This is a genomic window from Pleomorphovibrio marinus, assembly GCF_003347495.1.
GTDB lineage: Bacteria > Bacteroidota > Bacteroidia > Cytophagales > Cyclobacteriaceae > Pleomorphovibrio > Pleomorphovibrio marinus.
This window is the reverse complement of record NZ_QCXY01000001.1, coordinates 230866-246047: the sequence shown is the minus strand read 5'-3', so window position 1 is coordinate 246047 and position 15182 is coordinate 230866. Positions and strand designations below refer to the sequence as shown.

10 protein-coding genes and 1 tRNA gene are annotated in these 15182 nt (G+C 43.5%); 6 read left to right on the top strand and 5 right to left on the bottom strand.

The window, feature by feature from the left end; all coding sequences use genetic code 11:
- Nucleotides 1–4: 4 nt before the first annotated feature.
- The gene (locus tag DB520_RS01045) at nucleotides 5–1171 is read right to left on the bottom strand and encodes a Gfo/Idh/MocA family protein (RefSeq protein WP_198675210.1); all 1167 of its coding nucleotides are present in this window, start codon (nucleotides 1169–1171) and stop codon (nucleotides 5–7) included.
- Between the two features lie 254 nt (nucleotides 1172–1425).
- On the opposite strand from DB520_RS01045, the gene DB520_RS01040 reads away from it, so the two are divergent.
- From DB520_RS01040 to DB520_RS01025, 4 genes are all read left to right on the top strand, one after another.
- A complete protein-coding gene (locus tag DB520_RS01040; protein WP_114747816.1) occupies nucleotides 1426–2700 on the top strand; it encodes a nucleoside permease in 1275 nt (424 codons plus the stop codon).
- A 138-nt stretch (nucleotides 2701–2838) separates the two neighbouring features.
- Nucleotides 2839–4518: a GMC oxidoreductase gene (locus DB520_RS01035; protein ID WP_114747815.1), complete on the top strand. Its 1680-nt coding sequence runs from the start codon at nucleotides 2839–2841 to the stop codon at nucleotides 4516–4518.
- 19 nt (nucleotides 4519–4537) lie between these two features.
- The gene (locus tag DB520_RS01030; RefSeq protein ID WP_114747814.1) at nucleotides 4538–5107 is read left to right on the top strand and encodes a gluconate 2-dehydrogenase subunit 3 family protein; all 570 of its coding nucleotides are present in this window, start codon (nucleotides 4538–4540) and stop codon (nucleotides 5105–5107) included.
- A gap of 151 nt (nucleotides 5108–5258) precedes the next feature.
- Nucleotides 5259–5966: a hypothetical protein gene (locus DB520_RS01025; RefSeq protein WP_114747813.1), complete on the top strand. Its 708-nt coding sequence runs from the start codon at nucleotides 5259–5261 to the stop codon at nucleotides 5964–5966.
- A 38-nt stretch (nucleotides 5967–6004) separates the two neighbouring features.
- Here the strand turns inward: DB520_RS01025 and DB520_RS01020 are convergent, their stop codons facing one another.
- Nucleotides 6005–6817, bottom strand: coding sequence for a dienelactone hydrolase family protein (locus tag DB520_RS01020; protein ID WP_114747812.1), 813 nt, complete (start codon nucleotides 6815–6817; stop codon nucleotides 6005–6007).
- Nucleotides 6818–6953: 136 nt separating this feature from the next.
- Between DB520_RS01020 and DB520_RS01015 the strand changes: the two genes are divergently transcribed.
- The gene (locus tag DB520_RS01015) at nucleotides 6954–7580 is read left to right on the top strand and encodes an LON peptidase substrate-binding domain-containing protein (protein ID WP_114747811.1); all 627 of its coding nucleotides are present in this window, start codon (nucleotides 6954–6956) and stop codon (nucleotides 7578–7580) included.
- Here the strand turns inward: DB520_RS01015 and DB520_RS01010 are convergent.
- Nucleotides 7569–8291, bottom strand: a complete 723-nt coding sequence (locus DB520_RS01010; protein ID WP_114747810.1) for an SH3 domain-containing protein — start codon at nucleotides 8289–8291, stop codon at nucleotides 7569–7571. The two genes, DB520_RS01015 and DB520_RS01010, sit on opposite strands and share 12 nt — an antisense overlap.
- A gap of 142 nt (nucleotides 8292–8433) precedes the next feature.
- Here DB520_RS01010 and DB520_RS01005 point away from each other — a divergent pair.
- Nucleotides 8434–8509: transfer RNA gene (locus tag DB520_RS01005), tRNA-Lys, on the top strand.
- A gap of 711 nt (nucleotides 8510–9220) precedes the next feature.
- On the opposite strand, the gene DB520_RS01000 is transcribed toward DB520_RS01005, so the two are convergent.
- Nucleotides 9221–10522: a cryptochrome/photolyase family protein gene (locus DB520_RS01000; RefSeq protein ID WP_114747809.1), complete on the bottom strand. Its 1302-nt coding sequence runs from the start codon at nucleotides 10520–10522 to the stop codon at nucleotides 9221–9223.
- A 40-nt stretch (nucleotides 10523–10562) separates the two neighbouring features.
- Nucleotides 10563–15173 (bottom strand): translocation/assembly module TamB domain-containing protein, encoded by a 4611-nt coding sequence (locus tag DB520_RS00995; protein ID WP_232834785.1) that lies wholly within the window; start codon nucleotides 15171–15173, stop codon nucleotides 10563–10565.
- Nucleotides 15174–15182: the final 9 nt, after the last annotated feature.

Sequence of the window (15182 nt, the reverse complement as noted above, 5' to 3'; positions counted from 1 at the left end):
TAATTTATAATTCAAAGTTTGTCCATTTCTGATCAGATTTGCTGCTTTTCACCACATGTTCCACAAAGGCCATGCCTCTAAGGCCGTCGGTGGCACTGGGGAAGTCCTCCCATTCTCTTTTGGGCGATTCTCCGTTTCTTTTAGCGTAGAGGCATCTTGCGAAATTGCGATAAAGGTTTGCAAAGGCTTCTAAATAACCTTCAGGATGTCCTCCTGGGGTTCTTGTATTTTCCATGGCCGCGGGGGAGAGGTAGGGTTTGTCGCCACCAGTACGGTATATTTGGGCAGGAGCATCCGGGTGGCGTAATGTCAAAGTGTTCGCAAGATCCTGCTCCCATTCCAAACCTGCCTTTTCTCCAAATACCCTTATTTTAATATTGTTTTCAGAGCCAGTGGCAATTTGAGAAGCCATCAAAACGCCAGTGGCACCGTTGTCAAAACGGAGCAGTACGGCTCCGTCATCATCCAAAGTCCTGCCTTTCACCACGATGTTTAGGTCTGCGCAGAGTTGCTTTAACTTGAGCCCACTCACATACTCTGCCAGGTTAAAGGCATGTGTGCCTATATCCCCCATACAGTTGGCGATACCACTCTGTTTTGGGTCCGTTCGCCACTTGGCCTGTTTGTAATCTGTGTTTTCCACGTCTGTCCAAAGCCAGCCCTGGGGATATTCCACATATATTTTCCTGATCTCTCCAAGGTCACCATTTTCTATCATTCGCCTGGCCTCTTTAACCATCGGATACCCAGTGTAGGTATGGGTAAGACAGAACATCAGACCGGATTCTTTGATTACTTTGTCCAACTCCTTGGCCTCATCGTAGGTCAAAGTCATGGGCTTATCCAATACCACGTGAAACCCGGATTTAAGGGCTTTTACAGAAGGGTCAAAATGTACATGGTTTGGGGTTACAATTGCAACAAAGTCTATCCTCTCCTCTTCGGAGAGTTGTTTTTCCTTTTCAAATAGCTCATCGTAGGAAGCATACACCCTGTCTGGGGGTAAAAATAGTTCCCTGCCGGTTTCGGCTGATTTTTCAGGGTTACTGCTAAAAGCTCCGGCAGAAAGCTCAATAAGCCCGTCCATTGCGGCCGATATTCGATGGACCGCACCGATGAATGAACCGGGGCCTCCGCCGATCATTCCCATTTTTAGTTTTTTGCTGCTCATTATCTAATCTTTGGTTTATTTGGTTGAAGGTTTTGATTACTTCTAATTCGCTATATAAAACAGAAAAAGCCTTATTTAGGCAACAAGGCAAATGAAATATGCTGAGATAGTCTGATCACTTAGAGATTGCAATAACTCGTTCCAGCTCTTTCTCAAGTGATAAATTTAAGCTAAATTGGGCAAATTATGAACTAATCCATCATAAGATTACCCATTTCCCTCTATCAGGAACTATTATAAAAGTAAGCTATTCTATGCAGGCATCCACCCAATTTAAGCTTTCCCTAATGATGTTTTTGGAGTTCTTTGTTTGGGGCTCTTGGTTTGTGACACTAGGGACTTTTCTGGGAAGCAACCTAGGTGCGTCGGGCACCCAGCTTGCAGCTGCATTTTCCACCCAATCTTTCGGAGCCATAATAGCACCGTTTATCATCGGCCTGATTGCAGACCGTTACTTCAATGCGGAAAAAATCCTGGGGGTCTTACATTTGTCTGGGGCAGTACTTATGTACTTTATGTTTCAATCCGAAAGCTTTGCCCAGTTCTACCCTTTCGTGTTCCTTTATATGATGATCTACATGCCCACTTTGGCATTGGTGAACTCTGTTTCCTTCAACCAAATGAAAGACCCTTCCAAGGAGTTTGCCATCATAAGGGTTTGGGGTACCATAGGGTGGATTGTGGCCGGTCTATTGATCAGTTACTTCTTTGTATGGGACAGCCAGGCAGGCATTCAAGAAGGTTTGTTGAGGCACACTTTTTTGATGTCTTCCATCTCCTCCCTGGTTTTGGGAGTATTCAGCTTTACCCTGCCAACCACACCGCCCAAGGCTGAAAAAGGGGAAAGTAGGACAATAAGTGAAATATTGGGGTTAGATGCATTGAAACTGCTCAAGGATAAGGATTTTGCAATATTTTTTATGAGCTCTGTATTGATTTGTATTCCCTTGGCCTTTTATTATCAAATGGCTAATCCCTTTCTGTCCGAGGTGGGAATGCCCAACCCCACAGGAAAGATGACCATAGGTCAGGCTTCTGAGGTGCTATTCCTCCTATTGATGCCCCTTTTCTTCAAGAAGTTTGGACTGAAGACCACATTGATAGTGGGGATGTTTGCCTGGGTAGTTAGGTATCTTTTCTTCGCTTTTGGGGATGCGGGTACAGGGGCTTATTTATTGATCATTGGTATTGCCCTTCATGGCATCTGCTACGATTTCTTTTTTGTATCGGGGCAGATTTACACCGACTCCAAGGCAGGTCCAAAGTTTAAAAGTGCGGCTCAAGGCCTTATTACACTTGCAACTTATGGCATTGGTATGTTGGTTGGGTTTTGGGTAGCTGGGATAGTTTCGGACTACTTTTCAGGTGCGGAGGGGCACAATTGGACCTATATTTGGCTGATTCCATCCTCTATAGCATTTGTTGTCACCCTCCTATTTGCTTTCTTCTTCAAGGACAGGGACTTTGAAAAGGCTGAATCTATAAGAAAATCTACCAAACAGTCGTTAAATCCACATGGGGTTGATTAGTAGTAAGTTATAAATTGGTTGGAATAACCAAAATAAAGTAGTTGATGTACCATTTAAGGCATTTATACCTAACCATAGGGATAATCTAGGAAAAAGACAATATATTGAAACCCGAAAATAACAATTATTATTAGAAATATGGCTGATCAAAGTTATGATGCTATTGTCGTTGGGTCCGGAATAAGCGGTGGCTGGGCGGCGAAGGAGCTGACTGAAAAGGGACTTAAGGTACTTCTCCTTGAGAGAGGGCCTATGGTGGAGCATGTTAAGGATTATAAAAATGCGACCAAAGCACCCTGGGAGATTCCTCATAGAGGAAGAAGAACGGTAGAAATGCTGGAGAACCACCCGAACCTAAGAAGGGACTATGTACTAAATGAGTTGAACCTGGACTGGTGGGCTCATGAATCCGATTCTCCTTACATAGAGAAGAAGCCCTTTACTTGGTTTCGGGGGTATCAGTTAGGAGGAAGGTCCCTTCTATGGGGAAGGCAAAGTTATAGACTGGGGGATATAGACTTCGAGGCGAATGCCAAGCAAGGGATTGCTGTAGATTGGCCCGTAAGGTATAAAGACCTTGCCCCTTGGTATAGTTACGTAGAGAAGTTTGCAGGTATCGCTGGAAATAGAGATGGTTTACCGGAACTTCCAGATGGGGAATTTATGCCGGCAATGCCATTTAACTGTGTAGAAACAGATGTAGCAAAACGGATAAAAGACAAGTTTGGAGGTGCCAGGCACATGATTCACGCACGTGTCGCAAATATCACCCAACCACTACCTGGCCGACCTGGCTGTCAATACAGGAATAAATGTAGCTTGGGCTGTCCATTTGGAGGATATTTCAGCACACAGGCCTCCACATTGCCTGCGGCTGAGGCTACCGGTAACCTTACCATCAGGCCATGGTCTATCGTCCATAAGCTGATTTATGATAAGGATAGCAAGAGGGCCACGGGAGTGGAAATTGTAGATGGGGAGGATGAATCTGTGCATGAGTATAATGCCAAGATCATTTTTCTGTGTGCATCTGCCATTAACACTGCGTCCATTTTGATGAGGTCAGCTACAGATGTGTGGCCAGATGGACTGGGAAGTAGTTCTGGTGAATTAGGCAACAATGTGATGGACCATCATTTTAGACTTGGTGCTAACGGAACTGTCGATGGCTATGAGGACAAATATTATTTTGGCAGAAGGCCTGGAGGGTTTTACATCCCTAGGTTCAGAAACCTTGGAAACGAGAAGAGGGATTATGTAAGAGGTTTTGGTTACCAAGGAGGTGCAAGTAGGAGTGGTTGGAGCAGGAATGTGGCCGAACTCCAATTTGGCCCAGAAATGAAAAATTTGCTAACTGAACCGGGGCCATGGTCTATTGGTATGACCGCATTTGGTGAAATTCTCCCCTATCATGACAACAAAATTACCCTTAGTAAAACCGAAAAAGACAAATGGGGGATGTATGTGTTGGAAATGGACTGTGAGATCAGGGAAAATGAAAATAAAATGAGGGTGGACATGATGAATGATGCTGCGGAAATGCTCGAAGCCGCAGGCGTTAAAAATGTAAGCACCTATGACAATGGATATACCTTTGGTCAGGGAATTCACGAAATGGGTACCGCCAGGATGGGCAGGGATCCCAAAACCTCAGTGTTGAATGGCAATAACCAGGTGTGGGATGCGAAAAATGTATTCGTCACTGACGGGGCAGCGATGACCTCTGCTGCTGCGCAAAACCCCTCGCTTACCTATATGGCTTTGACTGCCAGGGCTGCGGATTTTGCTGTAAATGAATTAAAAAGAAGAAATTTGTAATTTAAATGGAGATTCGACCATGAACAATATTAATAGAAGGGAGGCCATAAAAAGCTTTGTGCTCATGATGGGAGGCACCATGGTGGGGGCTAATGTGATCCTCACAGGATGCGCTCCCGAAGACCGTATCGAAGACTTGGATTTCTCCGAAAAGGACTTGGCTTACATGGATGAAATAGGGGAGGCTATTATTCCCGCTACGGACATCCCAGGTGCCAAGGCCGCAGGAATAGGCGGTTTTATGGCAATGATGGTAAAGGATACTTATGATAGGGAACAGCAAGAAACTTTCTTGAAGGGACTAAATGAGACCAAGTCCAGGTTTAAGGACAACAATGACAAGGCCTTTATGGATGCCTCCGTAGAGGAAAGGACTGCCTTTCTCAACAAATTGAAAAAAGAAGCCAACGAGGGTTTTTACGAAGATGAAGATATTCCAAAATATATAGGGATGTTTCAGGACCTAACTTTGCTAGGATATTTTACTTCCGAAATAGGTGCCTCACAGGCCTTAAGGTTTGTGGAAACTCCGGGTAGATATGATCCATGCATAGACTATAAAAAAGGAGACCGAGCTTGGGCAATTTAGGTTAAAAACCCAGTTAAATGCTTCAGGGTATTGGGATGGCAAGGATGTGCCATCCCGATTTATTTTTCCTAATTTTCAACTTTTTAGGGAGCCAGCTTGTTATTCTAATGAAATATACTTATTATTTAGGGCTTACACACGAGGATAACTTATGTTTAAATCAGTCTTTATTATTATTCTTTCCTTTAATTTCCTGTTCACACACAAATCTGCCGACTTTGTAATGGGCTCTACTTTTGGGCTTTTACCAATGGCCCACACCGATAAAAACGACAAGCTGGAAATGTATGCTAATAATAAATCCATACCGGACCCTATCAGGGAGGTCACTTTGGAAGCGCTTTCTCATTTCCCGGATTTAATGGATACTAGAATAGATTTTGAATTCAAGAAAAAAATTGGAGGCTCGGTAATGCAGGCCCAACCAAGAGTTGGATCACTAGTCTTCAAGGGTAAGGAAAACAGGGCTTACCGAATAAAAATTAGCCGATATCTCGAGCTGGAGGATGAAAATATACCCATAGAGGAACTTCCTCATGATGTGTTGCTTGGTTGGATAGGACACGAGCTAGGTCATATTCAGGATTATCTGAACCGTAGTGCGGTGAACCTTATGGGTTTTGGCATGAAGTATTATTGTTCCAAGAGTTTTGTCACTGAAGCCGAGATTACTGCGGATAGTTATGCGGTTTCCCACGGCCTTGGAGAGAAAATCATTGCCACCAAAAATTTTGTCTTAAATCACGAAAGACTTCCAGATGACTATAAAAACAAAATCCGGGCTCTATATATGTCACCCGGAGAAATTCTTTCACTGGTAGAAGCACAGGAAGAAGATGAAGATGAAATTGCTGAATAGATAATCATTCCTCAGCAAATAATAAAATCAAAAAAATTTTATTTTTTGAAAATCTTTTGGATTCTTTGAATAGAAGCATCCTTAGCTGCCTTGTTTGCCTCACTGCCATCAGGATCATCCGCACTTCTCATATACGCGTGTCCTGCTTCAGGGTAAATCTCGTAGTCAAACGATTTCCCATATTCCTCCATTGCTTCTTCAGATCCTTCGATGGTGGCATTTACCCTTTGATCATTTTCACCATAGAAGCCATATACAGTAGATTCTATTCTCGCGTAGTCTGAAGCATCGGAAGGCCCAGTTCCATAAAACACAAGCGCCTTTTCTATTGCAGGATTATTGGTTGCATATCGAAAGCTTTGCGCTCCTCCCCAGCAAAATCCAATGACGGAAACTTTCCCGTTTCCTGCGGGCACCGCATTGGCATATTCTACCACTCGATCTAAATCACCGGTTACTTGATCCGGATCTAGCTTGTAGATGGCATTTCTTGCCTCGTCGTCGTTTTCGAAATCGGTTGTAGTGCTATGCGAATCATCAAAATCCGAAAGAAGATCAGGGGCGATGGCAATAAACCCCAACTCTGCCAACTGGTCTGCCATACTTCTTACCCAATCCGTAAGCCCTCGGTTTTCATGAATTACGATCAGAACATCTGATTTTTGTGCGACTTCAGGGAAAGCGACAAAAGCACTTACCTCCCGGTCTCCACTACTGATTTTAACCCATTCATGATGCCTTGGTGAATCTTCCAACTGTCTTAGGGCAAAATCTTGGGCGAATAAATTGGTGTTTCCAAGAAATGACAAAATTAATAAGAGAACAATTAATGAGTGAAATCTATGGTGCATGTGAGAAGAATTTATAACCTAACTTCCTAATGTAGTTAAAAGTTAGGCCTCATTCAAGGAAATTAAAACTTTATGATGGCTTTGACAGTATTTAATTAATACCAATCTACTGCGACAAGATTAACGTTGTGTTTCTATGGAAAAATCCTTAGCCTTGTTTCCTTTAAAACTTGTAGCCTTTCCGGGGGTGAAACTAAATCTCCACATCTTTGAGCCTAGGTATAGGCAAATGATAAAGGACTGCGTGGCGGTGGGGGAAAATTTTGGGGTTTGTGTCTTTATAGACAAGTTGCTCATGTATGGCACGGAAGTAAGACTTGTGGAGATATCCAAAACCTATCAAGATGGACGGATGGATATTAAAACTATAGGCGTTCAAGCTTTTCGGATATTAAGCTTTGAAAATCCATACAAAGACAAATTATATGCAGTAGGAAAGGTTTCCGAGCTTCAAGATGATCCAATAAAAGATCCCATGGTGTTTCTGAAGTTCAAAAACCTTTTGTCAGAATTTCTGAAAATAATAGGGGATGTGGAACCAGTGTTGGAGGAGGATCTATTTGCTTATACCTACGCTGATAAGCTTGGGCTTTCATTGGAGCATGAGCTAAAGCTTCTTCTACTACGGTCAGAAAATGACAGGCTAGAATTTCTAATAAGACATATGGAAAATGCTTTACCTATTGTAAGGCAGATGGAAATGGCTAGGGAGAAAATTAAGTTGAATGGCCATTTCAAATACCTTGACCCCTTAAATTTTTGAAAGGTTACTTTTTTTTATGAAGGCTGTTTTTTCCCCCCATTTGATTTCGTACCATATATCATGGGAGGATTTTATTACCACGCGATGTCCTGCATCTACTTTCCTAACCATATTTCCTGCAGCTGTAGGCTTGTCCATTATCAAAGTAGGGCTGCCAGTCACGATGGCCAAATTTGGCTGGCTCAATAAGTTATTGCTAGCAAAGGCAAGAAGGAGAAAAAACGACGCGGGTAATAGTAAGCCATTTTTTTTGGAAGGAAGCACAAAAACCAGGATCAAAAAGCCCATCATCAAGAAGGCGAATCCGGCAGTTATTTCCTGTTTGTAGTCAAAAAGAATTCTCAAAAACTGGTCTTGATCCGTAAGGGTGTAGCCCACCAAATTGTTTTGGTTGGTGAGGCTTTTAATTTTGTCTATTACCTTAGGATTGGGATTATAGCTATAGTATTTGGACAAATAAAAGGTGGCCTGCGGAAAATTGCCCATTCCTTCTGTTATGAAAGCCATTTTAAGCAACATGGCCGGGGAGTATACCTCTTCCTCATGAAGTAGTGATTCATAGTGGATTAGAGCTTCTTTGTACTGTTTGGCAGCAAACAAAGAATCTGCTTCGTTCAGGGTTTCCTGACTGGCATGGCAGTTCGAATGGTGACTAAAAGCCAAAAAAATAAAAATAAATTTTGTAACAAACAGGGGCTTTAAATTTGGCATTGTTGATAGATAACTTTAAATTTGCAGTCCAATTACGGTAATGGCTTAGCAAAATGCAAGCCTAATTCGTGAAATTTGCCTTGGGAATCTCCAAGTTTATAAACGAAGTAACGTAAATTTGGTTAAAATCTTATTATTTCCTGATTCCGTAGCTCAGCTGGTAGAGCATGACACTTTTAATGTCAGGGTCCTGGGTTCGAGCCCCAGCGGGATCACCATATAGAAAAGAGACTTTGTTTAGATACTAGGTCTCTTTTTTTATATAGTTAATATGGGGGCGAGAAGTTTATCCCGAAGCAGGGCTGGCCGCGGGTAGGTTCGGGAAGCCCCAGCGGGATCACCATATAGAAAAGAGACTTTGTTTAGATACTAGGTCTCTTTTTTTATATAGTTAATATGGGGGCGAGAAGTTTATCCCGAAGCAGGGCTGGCCGCGGGTAGGTTCGGGAAGCCCCAGCGAGGACATGCCGTTAAGGAAATATCCCTTTGGATATTTCTAGGCATGGGCCAGAATGCAGGGCGGACGTCTTTAGAAGGTTCACCAAACTTAGACATAACAATAGATAAAAGAGACTTGGTTAGGAAGCCAGGTCTTTTTTTGGAGGAATCAACATAGGGGCGAGAAGTTTATCCCGAAGCAGGGCTGGCCGCGGGTAGGTTCGGGAAGCCCCAGCGAGGACAAGCCGTTAAGGAAATATCCCTTTGGATTTTTCTAGGCTTGGGCCAAAATGAAGGGGAGGCATTATGCACGTACACGTTGAAAACGGTCCAAGTTTAGAGGTATCTATTTTTGCTTTTTACAGCTTGCGGGGGAGGGGTAAGGTAAGTACAGCCCCAACCTCTTCAGGATTGATGATTTCGACCAAAAAATGTCCTGAACGCAATTTGCCATACAAACCCCATCCCATCACCACATCGCATATACCGCTCTATTTCCCCAATGCCTCCTTGTACACCTCTAGTGCCCTTTCTCTGGCCATCTTATGGTCTACCATCGGCTCTGGATATCCGTCGGTGCCAAATTCCGAAACCCATTTTTTCACGTACCTCCGGTCTTTGTCAAATTTTTCCAGTTGGGAGGAGGGGTTAAAAACCCTAAAATAGGGTTGGGCATCCGTGCCTGTACCCGCTGCCCACTGCCAACCCCCATTATTGGAGGATAATTCGTAATCCAAAAGTTTCTCGGCAAAATAGGTCTCTCCCCATCTCCAGTCTATAAGTAGATGTTTGGTCAGAAAGCTTGCGGTTACCATCCTTACCCTGTTGTGCATGTAACCGGTACGGTTGAGTTGTCTCATTCCGGCATCCACCAATGGGTAGCCTGTTTTCCCCTCACACCATTTTTGGAATTCCTCTTTGTCATTTCTCCAAGGAATCCTGTCATATTGGGGTTTGAAGGATTTATCCACCACCTCAGGCTGCTGATAGAGCACCATCATATAAAATTCCCGCCAAATCAATTCATTGAGATAAGTCTCATTGAGTGCTTTTGCCTGTATGGCCAATTTCCGGATGCTGATGGTTCCAAAACGGAGATGAACCCCTAACCTACTAGTACCATCCAGAGCGGGGAAATTCCTGGTTTTGTCGTATTTTTTTATCAGGTCCTTATCAATTTCCAATCGGGGGATGTGGATGTCTGTTTGTTCAAATCCCAATTCATTTAGCGTAGGCAAGGGTAAGGGTTCTGTTTGGTATAACCTGTTCTTTCTACCATCCAAGCTTACGGGTCCAAACTTGGTAGCATTAAATTTCCGTAGCCAAGTTTTGCTGTAAGGAGTGAAGACCTTATAAAAGGAGCCACTGTCTGTGGTTATTTCATCTTTCTCATAAATCACCTGATCCTTAAAATCCAAAAAAGCTATTTGGTGTTTTTTGAGTAAATCGGCAATGGCTTGGTCCCTTTTTCTGGCATAGGGTTCATAATCTCTGTTGGTGTAAACGTTGGCAATTTCAAACTCCTCCACAAGTTCTTCGAAAACCTCTTCAGGTTTACCATGTTTGATCAATATGGAGCTCCCAAAGTCCTTGAGTTGCTCATGAATGGCCTTAACCTGTTGGAGTATAAATTCTACCCTCGCATCCTTCTTACTTGGGAGTTCGTCCAGGATCTGTGTATCAAAAATAAACAGGGGCAGCACACAATCTTCATTTTCATAGGCATAGTAAAGCCCCAGGTTGTCGTCAAGTCTTAGGTCCCTCCTGAACCAAAAAAGCGTAATTTTTTCCATAACGTTTTAAGTTAAAAAGCGGTAAAATTGTTTAAAGGTCTTATGGGTCTGTCCGGGGAGTTCCTTCCAGGATTCGTATGGGGGGTCTTTCCTCCTCTTTGGGTTCTGGCTTGAAGATATCTGGTGCTAACTCATCCAGGTCGATTTCGAAATTATACCTCTGTGTGTTGTCGTCGTCCTCCCTTAGAAATTCGGGTTGGGGCCGTCTTCTAAGGGATAGAAACAGTTCCCTAAAGGAGCTGAAGTTTAGGTTTTGAGAAACGGATACCCCGTAGGTATTTGGGGCCCGGTTGTTGATATTCAGAGCAGTCAAGGTGTTGAAATTATTTCTGTTATACACCCTAATCCTGTACCTGCCATCTTCTGTGAGCAGGTATTCCGCCTGCCAGTCCCCGGCAATGGTATTGAAATCCGCATTTCCTTGTAAATCGGTGAATCCCCCGTCTCTGGTCACCCTTAACCTACCGTCCAAAAAGGTATATGCCACCCTAAGTTGAAAAGTTTCCAGGGCGGTTTCATCCAAGGTGGTTAAATCGAAGTCTATTTCAAGGTTTTGGTCTACTTGGGCAATCAGGCTGTTTAGCTGCGAAGAAACCAATTGGCTGAGGTTGGAGAACCCAATTCCAGAGCCCGTAAACTGTCCTTCAGGTGAAAAACGCCTTAACATAATTAGTGAAAAGACCTGTCTGTTTTTTTCCTGCTCATCATTGGCAATTCGATTTTGGAAGGCCGATATGGTGGTTTGTACCTCGCTGCTCTCTGGAAAAGCGGAAAAATCAAACACAAAAGAAATGTCCGGAGATAGCAAAGGGCCATCCAGGTCCATGATTACTTTCACCGGATACCTCCTTTTTAGTTCGGCAGTCTCAAACTCGCTTCCTTCAGGGGTGGTTTGAAGGCTGATCAAGGAGACGTTTTCCTCATAGGCTGCCCTTATGTTCATTATTCCTTCATAAGGGTCCCCAAACCAAGCTACTCTTCCGCCTGGTTCTATTTGAAAGCGCTTATTGATCACGTTATAGAGGGAGAAATTGTAAAGGGCATCTACAATTTCATAGGTGCCGGACATACTGAAATTACCTTGTGTATCCACTTGAAGGTTCAAAACCCCCCTTCCTCTACCTTGGATATTTTCACCTGTTCTGGGATCAATTTGGATTTCCACGTATGCGTTTGGATTCAGGTCCAAGTTCAGGTTCATGTTTAGGTTCCTTAAGTTGAGCCTTTCTTCTTGCTCCTCTTCATCACCGTTTCTGGTGGTATCCCTCACGTTTATGATCCGGATATAATCCTCCTGGACTTGCCCTTGTGTGCTTCCTATCGGTATAAATACACGAGTGTTAGGTTGAGACCTGGCATTGGCGTTGAGCTCCAGATTATCAAGAGGCCCAAATATTTCAAGGGTGCCTGTGGCGAATGCCGTCCCATAAAAAAGTTCGTTGTCTGCCAAGCTGGTATTCATGACCTGGAAATTGGAATAGCTAGAGGAAATGTCAAAAACAAAATTAGAGAAATTGTCATGGGAAATCCCCCCTCTTAGGGTGGCTCTGTTATTGTTTAAGTCCTTCAGGGACAAGTTTCTAAAGCTGATTTCATTGGGTTCAAACAAAACCTGTCCATCCAGCTCATAGGTAGTACCTAGGTAATTGAATTTAAACTTTCCCCCCTGAAGTTGACCTTGGCCCTGGATTTCGGGGCTGCTGAGGTTGCCCCTTATATCCATGCTTCCAGATAGGGTGCCCCCCACCCCAGATACATTGTCCTGTATAAATGGCTCAAAAATAACAAGGCTGGTCTCTTCAAAATCAGCCTTGAGATTCAGGGATTGATCTTGGTCTCGAATTCCTCCTTTTACGGAGATGGCCTTGTTTCCATTTCTGTAATGCTCTATATCTAAAAGGATTACCCCCTCCTCATACCTGGCGTGGCTTTTCATGTCGCCGATCAAGAATTCATTGATATGGATACCCTCTATGCTGAGCTGTCCATACGACCCTTTCTTTTGTCTATAATCTGCCAAGTTAATTTCTCCGTTGGCAACCCCCCGGTAGTGGTTTAGGCCAAAAGAATTGAGAAAACCCAGGCTAAGTTCATTGATCTTTACCTGAACCATTTCCCCTGTTTCGGGATTGACCCTGCCATTGGCGGAAATGAATTGATCCTCATGAAATAGCAGTAGGTTGTCAAAGGAAATCTCTTTATTACTTATAAGGATTCGGTTGTCGGGGTCAAACTCCCAGAAGTTATCTAAAAGCTTGATTTGGGAAGGCTGAAAGGATATGCTAGTACTATTGGGAGCCAATGTGATAGAACTGCCAACCCTAAGAAAACTTTCCGTGTCGATCTGTTCCAGCCCCAGGTCCAGGGAAACCTTGGATTCATCCCAAATGGCCTCGGCCATTAGGTTATTGAATATCAGTCCCGACCGGAGCTGTTGATTGTCGGAATTGACATAAAAAGCGGCCAGCACCTCGCTGCTATTCTTCATTTTGGAGGTGTTAAAGTCAATCTTGTTGTCGAAAAAATAGTGGCCAAGGTAATAAATGCTATCCACTTCTGAATAGAAATTAAAGACCGTGTTTTCGGCAGTTTGAAAAAAAGAACCCTCTAGACTGGTATTCGATGAAATGGAAAGCGTGGGGTCAAAGAGATTGATCAAGGGATCGGGGTCTCTCAAGTCCAGGGTCAAATCTATATAGTACTCTCCGCCCTCCGGATAGGTACGGGGTTTTGGCTGCTCGTTGGTTAGGATTGCCATATAATCCTCCCAAAGTTCCTTACTGTCTTTCAGCAATTCTCCTACCTTAAAATCCCCAGCGATACTGGCTACCAAAATATCCGAATTTAAAGAGACCACACGGGAATCATCCGTGAAGAGAGATTGAAAAAGAAAATAATCAATGAATAAATCCCTGCCTTCGTAGCTTACAAGTACATCCCTGAACCGAGACACCCCTTCCACATTGTCCCAATGCAGCCCTTTGGTGTCCAGTTCAAAACTGCCGCTGAGAAAAATATTGTTTTCGGCCAATAAAAGGGGTTGAAGGTAAGCCGTATCCAGTTTTAAAACCAAATTGGCAGAGTCCTTTCCATCTCTCAGGTCCAGGGTGCCATCCACATCCATGACCAAGTTGGGATCCTTTATAGAAAGCTTCCCTTTGAATAAATCCCTTCCAAGGGTAGCATTGGTGCTGATTTGAGTGTAGTCATAGTTATTGATGCCGATATGGCTTATGTCCGCATCCAGCTCCAAAATTGCAGAGGTGGCGGTCAAGCCACGACCTTTGAGGTTACCCTTGAAACTTGTGTTCTGAAACATTTCGGGATCTTCGAAGAGCGTTCCCAGGTTAAAGTCAATGGCTTCTACCTTACCATTATACGTAGGGGTTTGATTGTCGAATTGGAAATTGATGCCCCCCCTAACCCTTCCGATACCTGTCCTGAAATCCCCTTCCGTCCTAAACCTATTTAAATAACCCCTGTAATCAGCATCAAAGCGAATACTTACGAACTTGTCCAACTCCTTTTGGGACTGGGGGGTGGTATACGGTAAGAGATCCCGACTCAGTATATTGCTGTTTAGAAGGGAAAGGTTGAAATAGGTGCTGTCTAGGTAAGGGAGACCTTCTATGGAAAACTTCCCAAAAAGGGCGCTCCTTTCCCCAAACCGCAGCAGAAGCTCCTCTGAATATAAATCCGATATTTTACCCGAAACCTCCCCGCTTAAATAAATCCTATCCTGAACTTCTGGGAAGGTTTTTACAAAATACCTCAGGTCCTGAATGTCCAGGACGGATTCATCAAGTTGTGCGGAAATGTTTACCTCATTGTTGAAATTTCGCAAGGCTCCTATCTCTTCATAGGAAAAACGTAGGTAGTTTTTGATTTCTGTTTGGTTTGCCCTCAAATAGAGGTCATTAAACTCCATGCCTGTGGAGCTGTAGGTGAAGTCCGTTCTCAGTTGCTGGAATGAAATGCCAGAAGTAGATTCCACCCCTTTCAGAAACCGAAGATTGAATGCCACTGTATCGGAAACCACCAGAAAATTATCGGCAGCAGCAATCAACTCCCTAAACCTGAGCCTACCATAGTCAAAGGGGATATCGGTTTCCTCCAAGGTATAGTCAATCAAGTCCAAGGAAGTTTTTTCGAAAGCGATGTTCTCTATTCTGAACCGCACCGGTTTTTTATCCTTTTCTGTTTCGGATCGCTTTACCAAAAGTCCAATTTTATCTATGAAATCGGTGATGTTAAGCCCGACGATGGTGTCATGTGTGAGGAGCCTCACATTTCCCTCCCTCAAGTTGATCTCATCGAAGCCCGGGTTGTTGGCGTCAAGCAGACCCCTGATGGAGAAATCAATATATACCTCCTCTAAATCCACCATGAGGCTGTCATTTAGGTCGTAAATCTCCACATCGCTGAGACTTATAGCATCCCACCACCGAATGTCTACAGCCTTAATGGTGGTACTGTATCCGGTTTTGCTAGAAATCCCATCGGTAAGATATCCTGCTAGGTAGGTCTGAACCTTGGGGATTTGAAGTAACCCACCAATTAGAATGAGAAAGAGCAAAAGGAATAACGCAAACCTAAACAACAGCTTAAGGGCATATACTAAAATTTTCTTAACTTTCGCTTTCGTTTCCAATGATCTAAT

Coding starts and splice junctions, on each gene's coding strand:
- DB520_RS01045 (WP_198675210.1), bottom strand. CDS start 1,171: ATGAGCAGCAAAAAACTAAAAATGGGAATGATCGGCGGAGGCCCCGGT.
- DB520_RS01040 (WP_114747816.1), top strand. CDS start 1,426: ATGCAGGCATCCACCCAATTTAAGCTTTCCCTAATGATGTTTTTGGAG.
- DB520_RS01035 (WP_114747815.1), top strand. CDS start 2,839: ATGGCTGATCAAAGTTATGATGCTATTGTCGTTGGGTCCGGAATAAGC.
- DB520_RS01030 (WP_114747814.1), top strand. CDS start 4,538: ATGAACAATATTAATAGAAGGGAGGCCATAAAAAGCTTTGTGCTCATG.
- DB520_RS01025 (WP_114747813.1), top strand. CDS start 5,259: ATGTTTAAATCAGTCTTTATTATTATTCTTTCCTTTAATTTCCTGTTC.
- DB520_RS01020 (WP_114747812.1), bottom strand. CDS start 6,817: ATGCACCATAGATTTCACTCATTAATTGTTCTCTTATTAATTTTGTCA.
- DB520_RS01015 (WP_114747811.1), top strand. CDS start 6,954: ATGGAAAAATCCTTAGCCTTGTTTCCTTTAAAACTTGTAGCCTTTCCG.
- DB520_RS01010 (WP_114747810.1), bottom strand. CDS start 8,291: ATGCCAAATTTAAAGCCCCTGTTTGTTACAAAATTTATTTTTATTTTT.
- DB520_RS01000 (WP_114747809.1), bottom strand. CDS start 10,522: ATGGAAAAAATTACGCTTTTTTGGTTCAGGAGGGACCTAAGACTTGAC.